20 protein-coding genes are annotated in these 21,231 nt (G+C 68.7%); 14 read left to right on the forward strand and 6 right to left on the reverse strand.

The features are described 5' to 3' along the window. The 3 genes from lspA to ACFV5N_RS10175 all read left to right on the forward strand — a co-directional run. On the forward strand, positions 1-522 hold a 522-nt coding region (gene lspA, locus ACFV5N_RS10165), incomplete at its 5' end, for a signal peptidase II (RefSeq protein WP_385596692.1). Positions 523-546: 24 nt separating this feature from the next. Continuing rightward, positions 547-1,488: an RluA family pseudouridine synthase gene (locus ACFV5N_RS10170; RefSeq protein ID WP_385596695.1), complete on the forward strand. Its 942-nt coding sequence runs from the start codon at positions 547-549 to the stop codon at positions 1,486-1,488. An 89-nt stretch (positions 1,489-1,577) separates the two neighbouring features. Next, positions 1,578-3,167, forward strand: coding sequence for a Na+/H+ antiporter (locus ACFV5N_RS10175; RefSeq protein ID WP_385596698.1), 1,590 nt, complete (start codon positions 1,578-1,580; stop codon positions 3,165-3,167). Positions 3,168-3,578: 411 nt separating this feature from the next. Here ACFV5N_RS10175 and ACFV5N_RS10180 read toward each other — a convergent pair whose 3' ends face one another. Then, complete coding sequence (locus ACFV5N_RS10180) at positions 3,579-4,640, reverse strand: mechanosensitive ion channel family protein (RefSeq protein WP_385596701.1); 1,062 nt, start codon at positions 4,638-4,640, stop codon at positions 3,579-3,581. A gap of 124 nt (positions 4,641-4,764) precedes the next feature. On the opposite strand from ACFV5N_RS10180, the gene ACFV5N_RS10185 reads away from it, so the two are divergent. Then, the gene (locus ACFV5N_RS10185) at positions 4,765-5,340 is read left to right on the forward strand and encodes a dienelactone hydrolase family protein (RefSeq protein WP_385596703.1); all 576 of its coding nucleotides are present in this window, start codon (positions 4,765-4,767) and stop codon (positions 5,338-5,340) included. 202 nt (positions 5,341-5,542) lie between these two features. On the opposite strand, the gene ACFV5N_RS10190 is transcribed toward ACFV5N_RS10185, so the two are convergent. From ACFV5N_RS10190 to ACFV5N_RS10205, 4 genes are all read right to left on the reverse strand, one after another. Next, positions 5,543-6,406 carry a thioredoxin domain-containing protein gene (locus ACFV5N_RS10190; protein ID WP_385596706.1) on the reverse strand — a complete coding sequence of 288 codons (864 nt, stop codon included), beginning with the start codon at positions 6,404-6,406 and terminating at the stop codon, positions 5,543-5,545. A gap of 47 nt (positions 6,407-6,453) precedes the next feature. After that, the gene (locus ACFV5N_RS10195; protein ID WP_385596708.1) at positions 6,454-7,143 is read right to left on the reverse strand and encodes a hypothetical protein; all 690 of its coding nucleotides are present in this window, start codon (positions 7,141-7,143) and stop codon (positions 6,454-6,456) included. A 49-nt stretch (positions 7,144-7,192) separates the two neighbouring features. Next, on the reverse strand, positions 7,193-10,744 hold the full coding sequence (dnaE, locus tag ACFV5N_RS10200) for a DNA polymerase III subunit alpha (protein ID WP_385596711.1): 3,552 nt from the start codon (positions 10,742-10,744) through the stop codon (positions 7,193-7,195). Between the two features lie 212 nt (positions 10,745-10,956). After that, the gene (locus ACFV5N_RS10205) at positions 10,957-11,235 is read right to left on the reverse strand and encodes a hypothetical protein (RefSeq protein ID WP_385596714.1); all 279 of its coding nucleotides are present in this window, start codon (positions 11,233-11,235) and stop codon (positions 10,957-10,959) included. A 132-nt stretch (positions 11,236-11,367) separates the two neighbouring features. Between ACFV5N_RS10205 and ACFV5N_RS10210 the strand changes: the two genes are divergently transcribed. The 8 genes from ACFV5N_RS10210 (at position 11,368) to ACFV5N_RS10245 (ending at position 19,332) form a co-directional block, all read left to right on the forward strand. Then, positions 11,368-12,207: a helix-turn-helix domain-containing protein gene (locus ACFV5N_RS10210; protein ID WP_385596716.1), complete on the forward strand. Its 840-nt coding sequence runs from the start codon at positions 11,368-11,370 to the stop codon at positions 12,205-12,207. A 30-nt stretch (positions 12,208-12,237) separates the two neighbouring features. Continuing rightward, a complete protein-coding gene (locus ACFV5N_RS10215; protein ID WP_385596718.1) occupies positions 12,238-12,450 on the forward strand; it encodes a DUF397 domain-containing protein in 213 nt (70 codons plus the stop codon). Positions 12,451-12,482: 32 nt separating this feature from the next. Then, a complete protein-coding gene (locus ACFV5N_RS10220) occupies positions 12,483-12,653 on the forward strand; it encodes a DUF397 domain-containing protein (protein ID WP_385596736.1) in 171 nt (56 codons plus the stop codon). Positions 12,654-14,263: 1,610 nt separating this feature from the next. Next, the gene (locus ACFV5N_RS10225) at positions 14,264-15,484 is read left to right on the forward strand and encodes a S8 family serine peptidase (protein ID WP_385596720.1); all 1,221 of its coding nucleotides are present in this window, start codon (positions 14,264-14,266) and stop codon (positions 15,482-15,484) included. A gap of 393 nt (positions 15,485-15,877) precedes the next feature. Further along, positions 15,878-16,273, forward strand: coding sequence for a hypothetical protein (locus tag ACFV5N_RS10230; RefSeq protein WP_385596723.1), 396 nt, complete (start codon positions 15,878-15,880; stop codon positions 16,271-16,273). After that, positions 16,260-18,329 (forward strand): hypothetical protein, encoded by a 2,070-nt coding sequence (locus ACFV5N_RS10235; protein ID WP_385596724.1) that lies wholly within the window; start codon positions 16,260-16,262, stop codon positions 18,327-18,329. Before ACFV5N_RS10230 ends, ACFV5N_RS10235 begins: the two co-directional genes overlap by 14 nt. A 3-nt stretch (positions 18,330-18,332) precedes the next feature. Beyond that, the gene (locus tag ACFV5N_RS10240; RefSeq protein ID WP_385596727.1) at positions 18,333-18,863 is read left to right on the forward strand and encodes a hypothetical protein; all 531 of its coding nucleotides are present in this window, start codon (positions 18,333-18,335) and stop codon (positions 18,861-18,863) included. A 235-nt stretch (positions 18,864-19,098) separates the two neighbouring features. After that, entirely contained in the window at positions 19,099-19,332 is a 234-nt protein-coding gene (locus ACFV5N_RS10245; protein WP_375065350.1) for a hypothetical protein, read from the forward strand. A 70-nt stretch (positions 19,333-19,402) separates the two neighbouring features. On the opposite strand, the gene ACFV5N_RS10250 is transcribed toward ACFV5N_RS10245, so the two are convergent. After that, the gene (locus tag ACFV5N_RS10250) at positions 19,403-19,561 is read right to left on the reverse strand and encodes a hypothetical protein (protein WP_385596730.1); all 159 of its coding nucleotides are present in this window, start codon (positions 19,559-19,561) and stop codon (positions 19,403-19,405) included. Positions 19,562-19,759: 198 nt separating this feature from the next. Here ACFV5N_RS10250 and ACFV5N_RS10255 point away from each other — a divergent pair, with 198 nt between their 5' ends. Continuing rightward, the gene (locus ACFV5N_RS10255; protein WP_385596733.1) at positions 19,760-20,932 is read left to right on the forward strand and encodes an NYN domain-containing protein; all 1,173 of its coding nucleotides are present in this window, start codon (positions 19,760-19,762) and stop codon (positions 20,930-20,932) included. A gap of 125 nt (positions 20,933-21,057) precedes the next feature. Continuing rightward, positions 21,058-21,231, forward strand: a 174-nt coding sequence (locus tag ACFV5N_RS10260) for an ATP-binding cassette domain-containing protein (RefSeq protein ID WP_385596738.1), incomplete at its 3' end; no start/stop codon positions are given.

Here is a 21,231-nt window from a genome sequence, read left to right on the forward strand (position 1 = left end):
GCCGGGGACGGGCCCGAGGCGGATCCGGCGGCGCCGCGGCGCCGCCGGATCGGCGTGCTGGCCGGCGTGGCGGCGTTCGCCTTCGTGCTCGACCTGGTCACCAAGATCGCCGCGGTGGAGTGGCTGGAGCACCAGCGGTCCATCGAGGTCATCGGCGAGTGGGTGCGCTTCTCGGTGATCCGCAACGGCGGCGCCGCGTTCGGCTTCGGCGAGGCGCTGACCGTCTTCCTGACCGCCGTGGCCGCCACGGTGGTCGTGGTGATCATCCGGCTGGCCAGGAAGCTGTACAGCACGCCGTGGGCGATCGCGCTGGGCATGCTGCTGGGCGGCGCGTTCGGCAACCTCACCGACCGGCTGTTCCGGGCCCCCGGGGTGTTCGAGGGGCATGTGGTGGACTTCATCTCGGTCCAGCACTTCTCGGTGTTCAACCTGGCCGACTCGGCCATCGTCTGCGGCGGCATCCTGATCGTCATCCTGTCGTTCCGCGGGCTCGACCCCGACGGCACCGTGCACAAGGACTGAGCCGCCTCGGGCATACTCATTCGGGTGAGTGCGCTTCCCGAGACCCGGACCCTTCCCGTACCCGACGGCCTGGAAGGGGAGCGGGTCGACGCCGCCCTCGCCCGGATGCTCGGCTTCTCCCGCACCAAGGCGGCCGAACTGGCCGCCGCGGGAAAGGTGCGCCTGGACGGGGCCGAGGTCGGCAAGTCCGAGCGGGTCACCGGCGGTTCCTGGATCGAGGTCGAGATGCCCCCGCCGCCCGGCGCGGTCACCGTGGTGGCCGAGCCGGTGGAGGGCATGGAGATCGTCCACGACGACGACGAACTCGTCGTGGTGAACAAGCCGGTCGGTGTCGCCGCCCACCCCAGCCCCGGCTGGAGCGGCCCCACCGTCATCGGCGGCCTCGCCGCCGCCGGCTACCGGATCGCCACCTCGGGCGCGGCCGAGCGGCAGGGCATCGTCCACCGGCTGGACGTCGGCACCTCCGGCCTGATGGTGGTGGCCAAGTCGGAGCGCGCGTACTCGCTGCTCAAGCAGCAGTTCCGGGAGCGCACCGTCGACAAGCGCTACCACACCCTCGTCCAGGGCCACCCCGATCCGCTCAGCGGCACCATCGACGCCCCCATCGGACGGCACCCCCAGCACGACTACAAGTGGGCCGTCACGGCGGAGGGCAAGCCCTCGGTCACGCACTACGACCTGATCGAGGCGTTCCGGGCGGCCAGTCTGCTCGACGTCAAGCTGGAGACCGGGCGCACCCACCAGATCCGGGTGCACATGTCGGCCCACCGGCACCCCTGCGTGGGAGACCTGACGTACGGGGCCGACCCCACCCTCGCCAAGCGGCTCGGGCTCACCCGGCAGTGGCTGCACGCGGTGCGGCTGGGGTTCACCCACCCCGGGGACGGGCAGTGGGCCGAGTTCGCCAGCGAGTACCCCGAGGACCTGCGGCGGGCCCTGGACCGGGTGCGCGCCGAGAGCGCCTGAGCGGGTGACCGGGGGAGGGGACCGGGGTGTTCCCTCCCGTATCCGGGCGTTTCCCCGGAATTCCCCGGGGCGGCCTTAGGATCAACTGAATGGACCAGCTCACCCTCCTGTTCGTCCTGCTGCTCGGTGCCGTGGTCACCGTGCCGCTCGGGGACCGGATCTCGCTGCCCGCGCCGGTACTGATGACCGTGTTCGGCGGCGTCCTGGCGCTGCTGCCCTTCGTACCGAACGTCGACGTCGCGCCCGAGCTGATCCTGCCGCTGGTGCTGCCGCCGCTGCTCTACGCCGCCGTGCAGCGCACCTCCTGGCGGCAGTTCACCGCCAATCTGCGCCCCATCCTGCTGCTGGCGGTGGCGCTGGTCTTCGTCACCACCGCCGCCGTCGCGGCCGTGGCCCACACCGTCGTCCCCGGGCTGCCGCTGGCCGCCGCCGTGGCCCTCGGTGCGCTGGTGGCACCGCCCGACCCGATCGCCGCCACCGCCGTGGCCGGACGGATCGGGCTGCCCCGCCGGATGGTGTCCATCCTGGAGGGCGAGGGCCTCTTCAACGACGTGACGGCCATCACCCTCTACCACGTCGCCATCGCCGCGACCCTCACCGGAACCTTCTCGGTGGGCTCGGCCGGCGGCGAACTGCTGCTGTCCGCGGCGCTGGCCATCGTGGTCGGCGTGGTGCTCGGCTGGGCCACGGTCAAGGTGCTGGCCCTGCTGGGTGACGCCACCCTGCGGACCGGCATGACGCTGCTCGTGCCGTTCGCGTCCTATGTGCTCGCCGAGCAGATGCACGGCTCCGGGGTGCTGGCCGTCCTCGTCACCGCCATCTTCCTCAGCGAGGGGTCGGCCGACGCCGACGACGTCGCCGGACGGATGACCGGCCACGCCTTCTGGTCCATCATCGACACCCTGGTGACCGGCGTCGCCTTCGGCCTCATCGGCCTCGAACTCCACAACGTGGCCGGCACCGCAGGCGAACGCTGGCGCGAACTGCTCCCGGCCGCCGGACTGGTCCTGGCCGTGGTGATCCTGGTCCGGCTGCTGTGGCTGCTGCCCGCCTCCTGGCTCACCCAGCGGCTCCACCGGCGCACCGACTACGCCGAGGAGATCCCGGTCAGCCCGCGCGAGACGCTGATCATGTGGTGGTCGGGCATGCGCGGCGTGGCCTCCGTGGCCCTCGCCCTCGCCATCCCGCTCAGCACCGACGCCGGGGCGGACTTCCCGGAACGGGACGCGATCATCTTCATCGGGTTCGTCGTCGTCATCGGCACCCTGCTGCTCCAGGGGCTCACCCTGCCCTGGCTGGCCGGCCGGCTGGGCGTGCGGGCGGACAGCGCGGCCGAGGAGGAACTGGAACACGACCTGGCGGTGCGGGCGGCGCAAGCCGCCAAACGGCGGCTGCGGGAGATCGAGGAGGCCGAGGGGGACCGGCTGCCGGAGGAGGTCTCCGAGATCCTGCTGCGCCGGGCGTACGAGATCGGGGTACGGATCTCGCCGCGCATCGCCGACGACGAACGGCGCGAAGCCTTCCAGAAACGGGCCGGCCATCTGCGGCACCTGCACCGCCTGAACGCGGAACTGCTGTCGGCGGCCCGGCACGAGGTGCTGGCCGCGCGCAGCGAACCGGGCTCCGACCCGGAGGTGGTGGACCGCGTCCTGCGGCAGCTGGACCAGCGCAGCCTCTAGCCTGGCCGGCAAGCGCCGAAGGCGGGCGCGGGCCGCTGCGTGGCGGGGGTCGCCTGGCGGCGAGGGCGCGGGGTGTCGCGGTTGACGTGCGGGCGGGCGGTGTCCACTGGGCGCCGTGCCGGCTGGGCCCGGTGGGCCGCTGCGGGACGGTGGTGGGCGGCGGGAGCGGCCGATGGCCCGTGGCCAGGGGCGGAGGCCCGCTCGCCGGGGCGGTCGCGGCGAGCGGGTGAGGTCCGTGGTCGGCGCGGGACGCTTGCTGCGCGGCCGGGTCCCCTGGCGGGTGGCGCTGTCGCCGCCGTGTTCCGGGCGTTGGCGGCACGGTGGCCGGTGGCGCGCGCAGCCGGGCGGGCGGCCGGACGGTATCCGGCGGGAGGAGGCGGCCCCGGGCCGTTGTGGGTGTGCCGGGTGGGGTCAGGTGGCCGGGTGTTCTCTGGCCGGGGGGATCGCCGCCGGGGCGGTGGGGACGCGGGGGAGGGCGTAGGGGTGGTGGTCGCGGAGCCAGGCGATCAGTTCCTCGCGGACCGCGCACCGCAGGGTCCAGGCGTCACTGGAGTCCTTCGCCGACATCGCCGCGCGGACCTGGATCGTGGTCGGGGTGGAATCCGTCACCACCAGGCTCCACACCCGGCCGTCCCAGTCCGCGCGGCCCAGCAGGAAGTCCTGGAGCCGCTTGCGCAGCTCGGGGACCGGGGTCGCGTGATCCAGATGGAGATAGACCGTCGCCGTGATCTCGTGGCCGCCGCGCGACCAGTTCTCGTAGGGGCGGCTGTTGAAGTACGACACCGGCATCGTGAGCCGGCGGTCGTCCCAGATGCGGATCGTCAGGAACGCCAGCGACAGCTCCTCGACCGTGCCCCACTCGCCGTCCACGACCACGGTGTCACCGATCTTCACCGACTCGCCGAAGGCGATCTGGAGCCCGGCGAACAGATTGCCCAGCATCGACTGGGCCGCCACACCGGCGATGACACCGATCACACCGGCCGACGCCAGCATCGAGGTGCCCAGCGTCCGCAGGTCCGGGAAGAGCAGCAGGATCGCCACCGCCGAGGCCACGATGGCCAGCACCGTGGTGACCACCCGGCGCAGCATCGTCAGCTGGGTGCGGAACTGGCGGGCCCGGGCGAGGTCGTCCGTGCGGGCCTCGTACCGGGCCAGGGTGTTCTCGCCGACCGCGTCCGCGGCGCGTATCACCAGCCAGGCGGCCGCGGCGATCGTCAGGGTGGCCAGCATCTTCGGGATGACGTCGCCGCGCCCCAGGGCCAGGTCCCACGCCGCGTAGCTGATCTGGACGGCCGCCGAGCCGAGCAGGATCTGCAGCGGCAGCTGGCACGAGCGGAGCAGGGACCACAGCCGGGTCTCCGGGTGCCGGCGGTCGGCGGCGCGCAGGGCGCGGTCGATCAGCCAGCCGATGACGAGCGTGAGGGTGATGGTGCCACCGATCACCAGCAGTGGCCGCAGCACATCATCCATGGGTGGTTCAGTCCTCCGTGGTCGCGGTCCCGGGCGGGCGCCCACGCGGCGCGCCCATCCGGCAAGGCTACTGGCAGGATGAGGAGCCTGAGCAAGAGTGCCCCTGTGGGAAGGCGATCCGACCATGGCCGATGTTGTGCTGTTCCACTCCGCCTACGGGCTGCGGCCCGCCGTGCACGCGGCGGCGGAGCGGCTGCGGGCCGCCGGGCACCGGGTGGTCGTTCCCGACCTGTACGACGGCAGGACCGCGGACACCGTGGAGGAGGGGATGGAGATCAAGGACGAGATCGGCCGGGACGAGCTGCTGCGCCGCGCCATCGCCGCCACCGCGCCGTACTCGGACGCGGGCCTGGTGTACGCCGGGTTCTCGCTGGGCGCCTCGCTGGCGCAGACCCTGGCGCTGGGGGATGTGAAGGCGCGCGGTCTGCTGCTCCTGCACGGCACCGCCGACATCGCCGAGGACGCCTCGGTGGACGGGCTGCCGGTCCAGCTGCATGTGGCCGACCCCGACCCGTTCGAGCCGCACGACTGGCTGACGGCCTGGTATCTGCGGATCGGGCGGACCGGCGCGGAGGCGGAGGTCTTCCCGTATCCGGGGGCCGGACATCTGTACACCGACCCGGATCTGCCGGACTACGACGCGCAGGCGGCGGAGGCGACCTGGCGGGTGGCGCTGGCGTTCGTGGACGAGGTGGGGTAGGCCGTGTCTTTCGGAGCTTCGTGGATCGGGCCGCGCCGTCGGATGCGGTGCGTCGCGGGGCGGAGGAACCCGGCTCGTACCGGGTCGTCCTCGCGAGATGCGACAGCGCGGCGAGGTGCCGTGGCCGGCGTCGCGGCCCCGTGAAGATCCGAAAGACACGGCCAAGCCCGGCCGGGCGGGGCCGGCCGGGCTCAGCGGGGGGTCACTCGGCCGGGTTGGCGGCCAGGGCGGCGTCCAGGTCCGCGGGGGAGTAGGGGACCTTCTCCAGCCGTTCACCGTTGATCGAGACGGACGGGGTGCCCCGGACCGAGGCACCGTCGAACTTGTCCGACATCTGCAGCGCCCACGTGGCGTAGGTGCTGTTGGTGATGGCGTCCTGGAACTCCTGGTTGTCCTTCAGCTCCGGGACGCTGTCGCCGATCTCGATGAGGTACTCGTCCGTGAAGCCGTCCTTGTTCTCGGCCGGGTGCCACTCCTCGGAGTACAGCGCCTGGTGGAAGTCGAGGAACGCCTCGGGGCTGACGTTGAGGGCGGCACCCATGGCGGCCACGGCGTTCTTGGAGCCGTTGCCGGGGAAGCTGTTGTCGAGGAAGGTGCCGAACACGAACTCGACCTTGTAGCTGCCGTCCTCGATGCCCTGCTTGAACGTTTCGCCCATCGCCTGTTCGAAGGCGGCGCAGGCCGGGCAGCGCGGGTCCTCGTACAGGGTGACGGTGTTCGCCGCGTCCGGGTCGCCGACCTGGATGGTGAGGCCGTCGTCACCGGCGGTGTTGGCCGGGGCCTCGGTGGGGTAGTTCGCCCCGTCCCCGGCGGCGCTGTCGTCGGCGGGGGTGCCGCCGTTGTCCAGGATGTCGCGGGCCGCGCTCCAGTCGGTGCTGTCGCTGCCGCCGCCGGTGTTGTTGGCGATGGCGAAGCCGATGCCGCCGGCTATCGCGAGGATGGCGAGGGCCGAGCCGCCGACCGTCAGCTGGCGGCGGATCTTGTCGCGCCTGGCCTGCTTCTCGCGTTCGGCCTTCAGCCGCTCGCGGGCCTCGCGCTTGGCTTCCTGGGAGTTGCGCTTGCTCATGGTGATGGTCTCCGTGGTGTCCGTATCGGCTGTGCTCGGGGTGATGATCAGGCGGCGAGGCGCAGATCACACGGTGGCCCGCGCAGGGACACGGAGTGGGTGAGCAGCGCGCCGGCGCCCAGCGGCCGGTGGCGGTGCGGGCCGGCGGGGAGCGCCGGGCGGTCCGCCGCGGGGGCGCGGTGGACGGCGGCGGCGATCAGCAGCGGCCGGAAGGTGGCGGCCACGGCGGCGTGCAGCAGCCGGGCCAGTGCCGCCTCGCCGCAGCGCAGCCAGCCGGCGGCGGCGAGGCCGATGCCGAGGTGGGCGCCGAGCAGCAGCCAGGGCAGCGCCGGGTGCACGGGGGTGGCCAGCGCGGTCTGGTCCCCGGCGGCGAGCCGGGCCAGCGGCGTACCGAAGTCGCCGCCCGCGCAGATCAGGTCAAGGCCGAGAAAGCGCAGCGGGCGCGGGAAGGGCTCCTCGCCGGTGCCGTAGCAGGCGGCCTGTCCCGCGGTGAAGACGGTGTCGGCGGCCAGCTGGAGCGGCAGCAGCAGCCCGGCGATCTGCCAGTAGCCGCGCTCGCCGCTGCCGGCCAGGACATAGGCGAGGGCGAAGACCCCCGCTGTGACGCCGGCCACGGTGGGCAGCGGCAGCGGGGCGCCGGAGAGCAGGACGTGGGCGGCGGACGCCAGCGCGACGCACAGCGCGCTGAAGATGGCGGCGCGCGCCGCGCGTATGCCGGGTCCGCTGGTTATGCCCATCGTGCCGAGTGTGCCACGGGTGGGCCCCCGACCGGTACGGGGGTGACGCTCACAACGCGATGCCCGCCCACGCCGAGGGACCGAATCCGCCCTTGATGTCGGAGGCGATGTTCTCCGGGTTCACCAGGAAGCCCAGCTCGAAGATCGTGGTCTTCTGCCGGCCCTCGACCTTGAGGCGGACCGGGGAGTCGCCGGGGTGCGCCTTCAGGGTGCGCTTCAGCTCGCGGATGGCGCGGCCGTTGATCCGGTGCTCGGGGAGGACCAGCAGGACGGGCGGCTTGCCGCCGTGCTCGGCGGAGGAGATGTCCAGGGCGGTGATCTCCTGGCCGAAGAGGCTGATGGCGCCGTCGCGCTCGTTGATACGGCCCCGGACCGAGAGCACGTTGTCGTCGATCAGCTCGTGCTGGACGAGGGCGTACGACTTGGGGAAGAACAGCACCTCCATGCTGGCGTCCCGGTCGGCGATCGTGACGATGGCCCACGGGTCGCCCTGCTTGTTCAGCCGGCGGTCGATGCCGGTGATCAGGCCGGCGATCTTGGCCTCGCCCTCGGTGCGGCCGGAGTTCAGCAGTTCGGCGATGGAGGTGTCGCGGCTGCGGGCCAGGATGTGCTCGGCGCCGTCCAGGGGGTGGGAGGAGACGTACAGGCCGAGCATCTCGCGCTCCAGGGAGAGCTTGGCCTTGCGGTTCCACTCCTGGTCGCTGATGGCGAAGTCGAGGCCGATGGTGGGGGCGTCGTCACCGGTGTCGATGGAGCCGAACAGGTCGTCCTGGCCGATGGCCTGCTGCTTCTTGACCGGGATGACGGCGTCGACGGCGCTCTCGTGGATGTCGCACAGGCCCTTGCGGGTGTGGCCGAGGGAGTCGAAGGCGCCGGCCTTGATGAGGGAGTCGATGGTGCGCTTGTTGCAGACCACGATCTCGGACTTGTCGAGGAAGTCGGCGAAGGAGGTGTACTTGCCCTTGGACTTGCGGGTGTTCACCAGGGACTCGATGACGTTGGCGCCGACGTTGCGGATGGACTTCAGGCCGAAGCGGACGTCCTCGCCGATGGCGGAGAAGTCGGCGACGGACTCGTTCACGTCGGGGGAGAGGATCTTGATGCCGAGGCGGCGGCACTCCGCCAGGTAGATGGCGGTCTTGTCCTTGTCGTTGTCGACCGAGGTGAGCAGGGCCGCCATGTACTCGGCGGGGTAGTTGGCCTTCAGATAGGCGGTCCAGTACGCCACCATGCCGTACGCGACGGTGTGCGACTTGTTGAACGCGTAGCCGGAGAAGGGGACCAGGACGTCCCACACGGCCTGGATCGCCTCGTCCGAGTAGCCGCGTTCCCGGCAGCCCTTCTGGAAGGGGACGAACTCCTTGGCCAGCACCTCGGGCTTCTTCTTGCCCATGGCGCGGCGCAGCAGGTCGGCCTGGCCGAGGCTGTACCCGGCGAGGATCTGGGCGGCCTTCTGCACCTGCTCCTGGTAGACGATGAGGCCGTAGGTGGGGTCGAGGACCTCCCGCAGCGGCTCCTCCAGCTCCGGGTGGATCGGGGTGATCTCCTGGCGGCCGATCTTGCGCAGCGCGTAGTTGGTGTGCGAGTCGACGCCCATCGGGCCGGGGCGGTAGAGCGCGAGGACGGCGGAAATGTCGTCGAAGCGGTCGGGCTGCATCAGGCGCAGCAGGGAGCGCATGGCGGTGCCGTCGAGCTGGAACACGCCGAGGGTGTCGCCGCGGGCCAGCAGCTCGTAGGTGGGCTTGTCGTCCAGCTCGATGGTGCTGGTGTCGACCTCGATGCCCCGGTTCTCCTTGATGATCTTGATGGCGTGATCGATGATGCCCAGGTTCCGCAGACCCAGGAAGTCCATCTTGATCAGGCCCATCTCCTCGCAGTCGGGATACGAGAAGCCGGTGATGATCGTGCCGTCCCGGTCCCGCTTGTGCATCGGGATCAGGTCCAGCAGGGGGGTGCGGGAGAGGATGACGGCGGCGGCGTGCACGCCGGTGCCGCGGGTGAGGCCCTCGATGCCGCGGGCGGTGTCGATGATCTTCTTGACGTCCGGCTCGTTCTCGTACATCGAGCGGATCTCGGACGCCTCGGAGTACCGGGGGTGCTCGGGATCGAAGATGCCGGAGAGCGGGATGCTCTTGCCCATGACGTCCGGCGGCATCGCCTTGGTGATGCGGTCGCCCATGGAGAAGGGGAAGCCGAGGATGCGGTTGGCGTCCTTGATGGCCGCCTTGGCCTTGATGGTGCCGAAGGTGTTCACCTGGGCGGTGTAGGCCTCGCCGTACTTCTCGGTGAGGTACCGCACCATGACGTCGCGCTGGCGGTCGTCGAAGTCGAGGTCGACATCCGGGGGGTTGATGCGCTCGGGGTTGAGGAACCGCTCGAAGAGCAGCCCGTGCTTGAGCGGGTCGACGTCGGTGATGCGGGTCAGGTAGGCGACCAGGGAGCCGGCGGCCGAGCCACGGCCGGGGCCGACCGGGACGCCGTTGTCGCGGCCGTACTTGCAGATGTCGGAGACGACGAGGAAGTAGGAGTCGAAGCCCATCGGGGTGATGACGCTCAGCTCGGTCTCCAGGCGCTCCAGCACCTCGGGGTCCGGGTTGTCGCCGTACCGCTCCTTGATGCCGCGCTCGCACTCCTTGCGCAGCCAGCTGGCCTGGGTCTCGCCCTCGGGGACGGCGAACTGCGGCATCTGGTCCTCGTAGGCGAACACCTCCTTGTACGACTCGACGCGCTCGGCGATCAGGAGGGTGTTGTCACAGGCCTCCGGCAGCTCGGAGAAGAGCTGCCGCATCTCGGCGGAGGTCTTGATGTAGTAGCCGGTGCCGTTGAACTTGAAGCGGTTGGTGTCCGCCTTGTTCTTGCCCACGCCGACGCACAGCAGGCTGTCGTGGTCGTCGGCCTGGTCCTCGGTGACGTAGTGCGAGTCGTTGGTGGCCAGCAGCGGGATGTTCAGCTGCTTGGCGATGCGCAGCAGATCCTCACGGACCGAGCGCTCGATGTCGAGGCCGTGGTCCATCAGTTCCAGGAAGTAGTTCTCCTTGCCGAAGATGTCCTGGTACGTGGCGGCGGCCTTGACGGCCTCGTCGAACTGGCCGAGCCGCAGGCGGGTCTGGACCTCGCCGGAGGGGCAGCCGGTGGTGGCGATGATGCCGGAGGCGTACTGGGAGATCAGCTCGCGGTCCATGCGGGGCTTCATGTAGTAGCCCTCGAAGGAGGCGAGCGAGGAGAGCCGGAAGAGATTGCGCAGCCCCTGGGCGTTCTGCGCCCACATGGTCATGTGGGTGTACCGGCCACCGCCGGAGACGTCCTTGCCGCCCTCGCCGCTGGCGTCCTGGCCGCGTCCGCTGCCGCCCCAGAAGACCTGCTTCTTGTGGAAGCGGGACTCGGGCGCGACGTACGCCTCGATGCCGATGATCGGCTTGACCCCGGTCTTCCCGGCCGTCTGGAAGAACTCGTAGGCGCCGAACATGTTGCCGTGGTCGCTCATGGCGACCGCCGGCATCCCCTGGCGTTCGACTTCGGCGAACAGCTTGCCGTTCTTCGCGGCACCGTCGAGCATCGAGTACTCGGTGTGAACATGCAGGTGAACGAAGTTGTCGGCCACGGTGGCAGGGACTCCTCGCGGGTGGGGCACAGGGGGGCGTGGGGGCTCCCCACCCTAACGCGGTGGGATGGGTGTGCCGGTGGACGACGTGTGGGGGCGCGGGTGTGAAATCCGGCCCACTTGTGGGGAGCGCTCGGGTGGCCGCTGGGGTGGCCGCTGGGGGCACGTGCGGGGTCGGCGGCCGGTGAGGGAGCGGTGGCCGGGGGCTGTGATCAGTAGTGGTGCCGCCACACGGGCAGGTAATCGGGCCCGTCGCACCAGTCGGCGATGTCCTCCTCGGCGAGGAGGGTGATGACGACGGTGTCCACGTCGGCGGTCTTGAGGTCGGCCCGCTGGGCGATCTCCTGGTGACTGGCCCCGTGCTCGTGGGCGCGGAGGACGGCGAGATCACGGTCGGAGGTGACCTCTTCGACGATGTGGCTGAGGCGCCGCACGCGGTCGAGGTAGAACTCGGCGCGGGTTGGCTCGTTGGAGGTGTCGGTGTTGGGCATGGCGGCCCATCCCTTCGCGAGGTCTAAAATGGACTTCTAGATTAGATCGAAGGGCTCGCGCTCGGCTAGAGTTTGGATACTCTCCGTGTGCAGTTCAGTCGTGTGGGTGACCATGGATGGAGGTGGGTGAAGGTGGCTTCACCGACAATTCAGCGCCGAAGGCTCGGCATCGCGCTCAAACGCGCACGTGAGCGGGCGGAGAAGACTCAGGACGAGGCGGCCGTGGCCATCGATGCGGCGTCAAGCAAGGTGAGCCGCATGGAAGCCGGCCAGAACGGCATCAAGCTCACGGATCTGAACGTCCTGCTGGATCTGTATGAGGTGGACGGCGAGCAGGCCGACTGGATGCGGGACCTGGCCAGATCGGGACGGCAACGGGGGCGGTGGAGCGGCTACCGGAACGTCATCCCGGACTGGTTCCGGCAGTACCTCGACTTGGAGGAGGACGCCACAGATATCCGGTGTTACCAGGCGGAGAGCGTTCCGGGCATGCTGCAGACCGAGGCATACGCACGGTCGGTATTCGCGCGCCCCGGAACGTTGGGCGCTGACTTGGATCGACAGGTCAAGGTCAGGACAGAACGTGCAAGCGTCCTCGACAGGCCAGACGCGGCGCAGTTCGAAGTCATCCTGAGCGAGTCCGTGCTTCGGCGCAACGTCGGCGGCGCCAACGTGATGCGTGAGCAGCTGCAGCATCTCGCCGATGTGGCACATAGGCCGAAAGTTCAGTTGCAGGTCTTGCCTTTCGACGGTGAGAGTTATGTGCCCGCGTCCTTTTCCTTCTCGATACTGAGGTTCGACCAAGACGCCAGCACCGATGTGGTGTACCTGGAGGACTACATGGACGCGGACTACCTGGATCGTCCGGATGCTGTGCGGACTTACTCCGCCCTCTGGGCGCGGCTCCAGGCTGCGGCGCTGGGGCCGGAGGAGTCACGACGCCATATCCTGCGTGTGGCCGGTGAAGTGTAAGGACGCATCAACTCAAAGAAGGGCGTCGCGATGGATGTTCAGGGTCTTGAGGCTGCAGATTGGCGCAGGAGTAGCTACAGCGAAGACAACGGTGGCCAGTGCGTCGAGGCTGCCTTGGGGAGCGGTGTCGTGGGTCTGCGGGACTCGAAGGTCTCCGATGGGCCTGTGTTGGTCGTCGGCTCGGGCGCGTGGGGTGCCTTCGTGCGTGCGGCGATTCGTCGAGAGTGGAAGGGCGGTTCGTGACAACCACGGGTGGCTCCGGCTCGGTGGCGACAGTGTGGCGCAGGAGTAGCTACAGCTCCGACAACGGCGGCCAATGCGTCGAAGTGGCCTTCACGGGTGCCCGGGTGGGCTTGCGCGACTCGAAGGCCCCGGACGGTTCTTGCGTTACGGTCGATTCCGGCGCGTGGGAGAGCTTCACGGAGGCCCTGACCTCGTCGCGGTGAGGTGGGGGTGGGCTGCCGTTGGGTTGGTAGCCCTGAGTGGCATGTCGGAGGCGGACCGTATTCTGGGACGCGGACGTTTCGTTCGTTGGGTGGAACGCGGGGAGGGGAACCGGCATGGAGGATCCTGGGGAGCGGTATCTGCCGCAGGCGTCCATCAGGGATCACCTGGACGAGCGCCTGGAGACCATGTCACATGAGGAGTTGGCGGGGCTGCTCGCCGGGGCGAACCCGGACGCGTTGATCCAGCGGGGCGAGGCACTGGGGGCGGTGGCCGAGCGGGTCGCTGATGTCGGTCAGCAGATCTGGCGTGCAGCAGGAGAGTTGGAGTGGCAGGGCCAAGCGGCGGACGCGTTCCGAGAGTGGATCAGCCGCTTCTATCTGGAGTCGGATCTACTGGGGTCGTACGCGAGCGTGGTCGGCATGCAGATCACCAACGCGGGGGTGGCCCTGCGTCAGGCTCAGAGTGAGATGCCGGAGCCGGAACGGTTCCGGGCGACAGACACCGCTGCCGATCCGGGGTTCCAGACGGTGTTGCCCGGCGTCGCGGATGGCACACAGGAAGCGCGCCGCCAGGAAGCCATCGCGGCGATCACCCGTCTGGGCTCCGCGTACAAGACGTCAGCGGCGATCATCGGGAGCCATCGGGAACCACAGTTCCAGCCGATGCCCTTGGAGGATATGGGCGAGGAAGCCGGTTCGGTTGGGCGCGGTTCTGGGAACCCGCCCGCGTCCTATGGTGGAGTTCCTGCTCCATCACAAGCGCCTCCGCATACGAGCGAGGCCCGCGATGTCGCATCGTTCCCCAACGGGTCCCAACCAGGTTCGCCGCGAAACTCAAGCGTAATCTCCATACCCGGACCTGGTGCTGACAGTAACGGTGTGGGGACGTCGTTGGATTCGGTGGGGGTGAGGCCGAACGGGGCTGCTCCTCCGGTTCCATCTGTGTCTCCTCCGCCGGTGGTTGAGCGGCCGGTAACGGGTGGTGGTCCGGGTGGTCAGGCGCCGGTGGTGGGTCCGTTCCCGGGGTGGCCGCAGCAACCTGGTCCCGGGCGTGCTGGTGAGGGCCAAGTGCCGCCGATACGGGGTCCGGTTGTGCGGCCGGGCGAGGTGCGTGCGCCGTCAGGGCCACCTGCTGGTCCGGGTTCGCAACCGCCTGCCGCTTCCCGGCCTGGCGGGCCGGGTGTTCCGGGTGGTCAGCAGCCGCCGGTGGGCCGGCCGCCCGGAGCCAGTCCGGGCCAGGGTGGTGGCCGGAGCTCTGTCCCTGGTGCGGGCAATCCGTGGGGGCGTGCGAACAACTATGGACTTCTCGGTGGGAGACCCACGCCGAACGCGAAGCCGACGGTGGCGTCGCGTATTCCTGCGGGTGGGGTGATTCAGCCGGGCATGAACGCATCCAACAGCAGGCTGGTCCCTTACAGGAAGGACAGCCCGGCCGAACCGCGCGGCACTTATGGTAAAGCCATCGTAGACGGGCGCGGCGGAGAACGAGGGGAACGCAAGCGGGTATTGCCGAAGCCTACGGGTGTCATTGGCCTGCCCGGGCAGGGGCGCAAGAGGGACAGCAAGAAGAAGCGTAAGAGGAACGAGAGCAAGGACGACAGGCAGCAGCCATGACTAGTACCAGCCGGGCCTTCGTTACCATTCTTGGCCTCACCGCAATATTCGCCACCGCACCCGCCACCGCTCATGCGGTCGGCACCCCCGAAAACCCCTGGTACTTCGAATCGATGCGCACCGAGGAGATCTGGGAGCATGCCAGGGGTGAAGGGATCACCGTTGCTGTCCTCGACACCGGAGTTGACTCCAGTCTTCCAGAACTACAAGGTCAAGTTCTTGACGGCGTCGACTTCACGATGGATGGATCGGGTGCGCACGTTGACACGGACGGACACGGCACTCACATGGCCACCCTGATCGCGGGAACGGGCAAGGACGGAGGTATTCGGGGACTCGCACCAGGAGCCAAGATCCTTCCCATTCGCATTTTCACGGGGGAACGGGGATTTTTCACCGCAGAATCCGCTGAGACATGGAAGGAGGGGATTCAGTACGCGGTGGAATCGGGAGCAGACATCATCAGCCTGTCAAGTGGCAAATTGGACGTGGTTGGCAACCGTGGACCTTTGAAAGAGGCCGTTGACACCGCGATACGGGCGGGAGTGCTCTTCTTCGCATCGGCCGGAAATGAAGCTGAGGGCCAAAACGAACCTCATCCACCCGCGAGTCTGGATGGCGTCGTGGGTATCGGTGCTGTGACGCCAGAGGGTGAGCGGTCTTCCTACTCGACCTATGGCCCGCAGGTGGCTCTTGCTGCCCCGGGAAATGATGTCCCCTGGCACTGCGAGGGACTCGATGGCCCGCTCTGTCTGCATGAGCGGGGCGGGACGAGTTCCGCCACCGCCCTTGCATCCGCCTCTGCCGCCCTCATCTGGTCGCAGCATCCGGACTGGACGAAGAACCAGGTCCTGCGTGTCATGCTCAACACGGCTGAGCGGTCGGATGATCAGCGGCGGGATGATGAGACCGGGTACGGCATCGTGCGGCCCGATCGGGTCATCGTTGATGGGGAAGGGGATCCGGGGGACCCGGACAGTCCGCCCATCTTCCGTGACTATGAGGCCCGGCTCAGTCCGCCCGCTACCCCCTCGCCCTCGCCCTCGCCGGAGCCGGAGTCCGATCCGGCAGCAGGGCCCGAGCCGGGGGCGGATGCGGGGGCCGCTTCGCCGGCCGAGTCTTCCGGCAATGGCTCGCTGCCCTGGCTCGTTGGTGGTGGCGTCGTTCTCGTTCTGGTCGCCGTGACCGGGTGGACGGTGTGGCGGCGGAGGGCGTAGGGGTCGCGGTGCCGTGCCGGGCCCCGGCGGGTACGGACCGGCCTGGGTTCGGACATGGTCGTGGGGCACAATGCCGTCGTTCGCCGCAGTTTGACGCCGGTGACTGCCTGAAGGCCCCTTGATACGGTGAGTGTGGCCAAAGCGTTGCGCACAACGGGGGAAGGCATGTCGCCGGCGGATGATTCGGTACGCACCAGACTGAACTCGGACTGGGATGGTGGAACGGGGTACGACACCCCGCCTCCATCCTCACCCCCGCCCCCGCCCCCGTCTCCGGCGGCGCCGGAGGATGCGGCGCTCAACCCGGGAACCCACCAGGACTGGGACGGCGGTGTCGGTGACACCCCGCCCCCGGGGGGCCGGTCGCCGCTGGCGGATCTTTCCCTCGACCCGGTGGCGCTGGCCGGGATCGCCGGCGATGCCAGGGAGTTGCGGTTCGGACTGTCCTCGGTCACCGGAGTGGCCACCGCCTCCAGTTCCGGCGCGGCGGCGGATCTGCGGGCCGCCGGTCTGTCCAGTGGTTCGGCGCTGTCGACCGCCATCAACCGGTTCTTCCGTAAGTCCATGGGTCTGATGGCGGATTGCCAGACCATCGAGGAAGGCCTCGACTCCTCTGTCACATCCCACACCGAACTGGAAGCTGACATCGTCGGCCAGTTGCACCGGGTGCACGCGGCCTTGCCCATCGGCAATCCGGTGATCGCGGCTCTGGAACCGGGCCCGCCCGCCACAGAGATCACCGGTATGTGGGGCACGGCCGCGAACGGAGGCCGTGATGCCCACCTATGAGCAGCTGTACAACCTGAACCTCGCCAATCTGGAAACGGCTGCCGAGGACTGGAGCTCCCTGGCGAGCAGCCTCGGAGAGCTGTCACAGGCTGCGCAGGAAGGCTTGCTGGCCAAGGTCGAACCGTTGGATTGGCGCGGGGAGACGGCGGAGGCGGCTAAACCCCTCCTGACCGCCACTGGGCGGCGCTTCAGCCATGCGCACGAGATCGCCGCCGCCATCCATGACGTCTTGCTCACCCTGGCCGACAAACAGCGTTCGGCGCGGAACGACCTGGTGGCCCTGTCGGAGGAGGCGGCCCAGCTGGATCTCTCCATCCGCTACCCGGACGGGGCGGTGTACCTGCGGTCCAACCACGGATATGCGGACGAGTACCTGGAGCAGTTGGATCGCCATGGCACCGGTCTCCAGGATCCGGGCCGGCAGGGCGACGTGGACTACATCACCCGGCGCATCGCGGAGATCCTCGGCAACTCGGAGGAGGCGGACACCACGGCTGCGCGGGCCTTGTACGACCTGGTGGGTGAGGAAGGCGCGCCCTTCGCCGCCCCATCGGCGGACGGCTGGGAGACCGCCGAGCGTCAGCAGGGGTACGCGGACGCCCTTGAGGTGATCGAGCTCTACGAGACCGGGGAGCACAAGACTCCCGAGGGCCTGGCCCGGATGAACGAGTTGTTCGAGACCAACCAGGACAACGAATCCTTCGCGGTCCACTTCGCCACCCGGATGGGAGCGGACGGAGTCCTGGGCTTCTGGTCGGACATGGCCCTGCTGGGAACCGATCAGGAGCCGACCCATGAGCATGTGCAGTCAGTGGCCCAGTTGCGGGAGAACCTCGGCACCACCCTGGGCCTCGCCACGCGCAGTGGCGACTATCGGATGGGGGCGTGGGAAGCGGACGTCATCACCAGGGGCACGGACCCCTACGGCCATGGCTATGAGAACACCCTGACCGGTTTCCAGATCATGAGCGATCTGATGCGGTTCGGTGAATACGACGCGGGCTACCTCACCGCCTACGGTGACGCGCTGGTCGCTTTCGAACAGCCGGAAGGGGAAGGCCATCGCTGGGCCACTCCCACCGGAGTCGCGCTGCCCGGCCTCGGCTTCGCCTACGACCCGGCCACCGGCCTGATGAACGCCCTGAGCCACAATCCGGAGGCCGCGACACAGTTCTTCCTGTCCGGCAACCCGCAGGACAACGCCGTCTACTTCATCGAAGAGCGGACTTATGCGCCGGGTGAGAGCGACGAAGTCCTGAACGCGGTGGGCGAAGCCCTCTACGCGGCCACCACCGGAGTCAACCCCGATCTGTCCCATCCGTATCCGCCGGACCATTCGCCGGAACAGCAGAGACTGTTCCGGCGAACACTGGAAATCGGATCCGGAATGGAAGACGACTTCCCTCCGGAGCTGAGGGAGAGCATGGCGCGGATGCTGGGCGACTACCGGAGCGATGTTCACGCGACTGCGCGAAACCATTCCGGCGGGGACCTTCCGCTGGACGCTGCCCAGCTCTCGGAGATAGCGAATCAGATTTCCAGGAGTCCGGAATCCTATGAGATCTTGCAGACCTCAATGGTGATCGAGTACGCCGAGCAAATCGAGGCGGATACCACTGGAGATCCCGTCTATGTGCTCGATGACATCGCACGATCGATCGGGTTTCTTGAGCAGGGACGTTACGCGGCGCTGGAGATCGACAAGGATGATTCGTCCTGGGCGGGCAAGAACATGTACAACTTCATCGGGGCGACCCTGGGCGACACGCCATATATCGGAACCCCGTTGCAGCATTCGGTCGATCAGCTGACCAGCAGGTGGGTGGATTGGGCCAACTCGACGACGGAGGATGATCTAAAGCGTTCCCGAGGTGATTACTACGCCGAAGGAAATGGATATCTTGACAGTCTTGCCGAGCAGTGGATTGCAAATAATCCGGCACCTGACGGCTTTCCAGAAGAGCAGTGGAAGACGCACGTCAATCAGATCATGCGGGATGCCGCCAATTCAGGTCATTTGGGAGCTGCGAACTCCACTGGCGATAGGGATGATTAGGTCATGAAGCTCGCGCGCCTCTCGTTGCTCTTGCTCGTGGCTGCTTGTGGATGCTCCTCGGGGGGCGGAGATTATGCGCTCCCGACTGATCTCTGTGGCATCAAGGCATCTCCCGATTCACTGAGATCTTTGCTTCCCCCGGGGGAGATTGAGCAGGAAAAACTCAATCTGAATACCACTGAGCCGATCGTCTACAGTTGCCGAATCCAGGTCGATCAGGTAGCCGCCATCGCTATCACTGTCAGAGCATTTTCGGACCCGATGGTATTCGACCTGATGGAGTCCTATCGGGCAGCCCCGAGCGCCTATAATATCTGGTCCCCATATGAGGATGTGATAGGCGGACAGGATGCGATTCTCGATTCGGGGGGATCATTCGTCCGAACCTCGTGCCCAATGGAAGGAGAGATCGAAGTCCTGGAGATCAACGTCCGCAACTACGTTGCGGAATCCGAGACCGCAGAAGGCCGGGAGCGCATGAAGGACTTCACCGCCGCCTTCATGGCCTCGGCCAAGGAGGAGTTCGGCTGCTGAGGCCGGGCTGTCCCCGAGGGCTGTTGGCCCCGGCTTCCCGTGCCGGCGTCCTTCCGCGCACGCCGGTGGCCCGGCCTCGGGGCGCCATGGGTCCCGCCGCAGGGGTGTGTTGGTCGGATCATGAGAACGGCTTTACCGGATACGGACCCGGCTTTGCCCGAACGATCCCTTCGCGGGGCTACCTTCGAGGAGGAGCGAGAAGCCCACTCAAGGGGTGAATGCCGTGGAAGCCAGAATGGTGGAGAAGGCCGTATTTCTCTTGCGCGAGGCACATGTCGCGCGCGGCCGGGCCGTACAGGCGCTGGCCGAGTATTTTCCCGGAACCGCATTCGACGACCGGCTGCGCTGTGTGCACGAGGCGTGGGACCGGGTGCATCAGGGGGCACCCGCGCTCCATTCCGTCCCGTCGGAACTGTCCGAGGCGGGCACCTTCGCCGCCGCCCACGAACGGCACGGACTGTCCGACTGAAGAGCGGCGGAATCGGGCGCACGGACGAGAGCGCACCCCGGCGGGGGTGCGCTCTCGTCGTGCTGCCGGGTCAGTTGTGACCGAAGCGGCGGGGTTTTCCGGAGGGGGTGGGATCGATGCCGGTCTCGCGTATCTGCTGCTGCTCGCGTTCCATTCTGCGGCGGTCGTCCGCGGCGGAGCCGCCGCCCGATGACCGCTGCTGATCGCGATGGCGCTTCTTCTTGCTCATGATCGCCTCCTGGGACGGGAATCCATGGCGCGATCAGATTCGCATGATCGTACAGAGTTCGCATTTCGGTCATGGCTCCTCCTGTTCCCGGTATGACCGGTTCACGTCCGACTCGCCACGCCGATGATCGAGTTCACGCTGATAACGGTGACGCGGTCGGGCAGACTCCAGAAAACGGCTCGGTGAAAGAGGTGCCACGTGGATCGCTGCGTCGTCCTGGTCGATGCCGGGTATCTGCTCGGAGCCGCCGCGAGCCTGCTCGCCGGTGAACCCTCCCGCCCCCGCATCACCGTTGACCATGCCGCCCTCATCCAGGGGCTCCGGGAACGTGCGGAGGCCGACACCGGCTGTGACCTGCTGCGGATCTACTGGTTCGACGGCGCGCCCGACCGCGTCCCCCAGCCCGAACACCGGCGCCTGCGCGTCATGCCGCGCGTCACCGTCCGGCTCGGCGCCCTCACCCGCAGCGACGGCCGGTGGGCGCAGAAGGGCGTGGACGCCGCCATGCACGCCGAACTCACCGAACTGGCCCGCAACCGCGCCTGCGCCGACATCGTGCTCATCACCGGCGACGGCGATTTGCTGCCCGGACTGGTCTCGGCCAAGGAACACGGGGTCGCCGTCCACCTGTGGGCCGTCCAGGCCGCCGACGGCGACTACAACCAGTCCGAGGACCTGGTCGCCGAGGCCGACGAACGCCGGGTCCTGGACCGGGCGTGGATCACCAGGGCCGTCCGGGTGAAGGAGACCCAGCCGCAGCCGCGCCCCGAGATCGCCGCGATCCTCTCCGCGCCCCCGGCCCACGCCAAGAACGGCACCCCCGTCCCCTCCGCCGCCGCCGGGCCCGCCGAACCGTGTCCCGCCGCCCCCGAGACCGAACCGGCCGGCAAGGTCCCCACCCCCAAGGACGTGGCCTCCCTGGGCCGGCCGGCACCGGCCACGCCCGCCTCCGCCACGCTGCGCTGGTCCTCCGACCGGGGCTGGGTCGAACGCGGCCCCGAGGAATCCCCCGAGACGGCCGCGCTGCCGATGCTGTCCCACCTGACGACCGCCGAACAGCGCTGGGCCGACCGCGAGGAGGACATCACCGTCGTCAGCGGCGACCCCTTCGAGGTCGGCCAGGTCTTCGCCCGGCGCTGGGCCGACCGGATCGGCGGCCCCACCCCGCTCGCCCACCTGAGGACCCTCTCGGCCGACTATCCGCGCATCCCGCACCGCATCGACGGCGAACTGCTGCGGTACGCCGCCCGCTTCGGACTGCTGGCGCACAAGGACGACCAGATCGACGAACGCGACCGGTACGCGATCCGGGCCGGCTTCTGGCGGGAGATCGACGAGCGCACCGAGACGGTGCGCACCGGGGCCGAATAAGGCCCCGGCTCCCGGCGCCGCGCCGGCGCCGCGTAGGGTCGGGGCCTGTGGGCCCCCTTACCGCATGGGCCGGGCAATCGAGGCCCGGCGCGCAGCAGACAGCAGCGGGCAGCGGTGATGCCGCCATCGCGCTCTCGGTGCGCGGGCTCGTCAAGACGTATCCGGCACCCCGCGGCCGGCGCCGCCGCAGCACCGGTGCCCCCGTCGTCGCCAGCGACGGCGTGGACATCGAGGTGGCGGCCGGCGAGATCTTCGGACTGCTCGGCCCCAACGGCGCGGGCAAGACCACCCTGGTACGG

This window comes from Streptomyces sp. NPDC059853, from assembly GCF_042731495.1.
Taxonomy (GTDB): domain Bacteria; phylum Actinomycetota; class Actinomycetes; order Streptomycetales; family Streptomycetaceae; genus Streptomyces.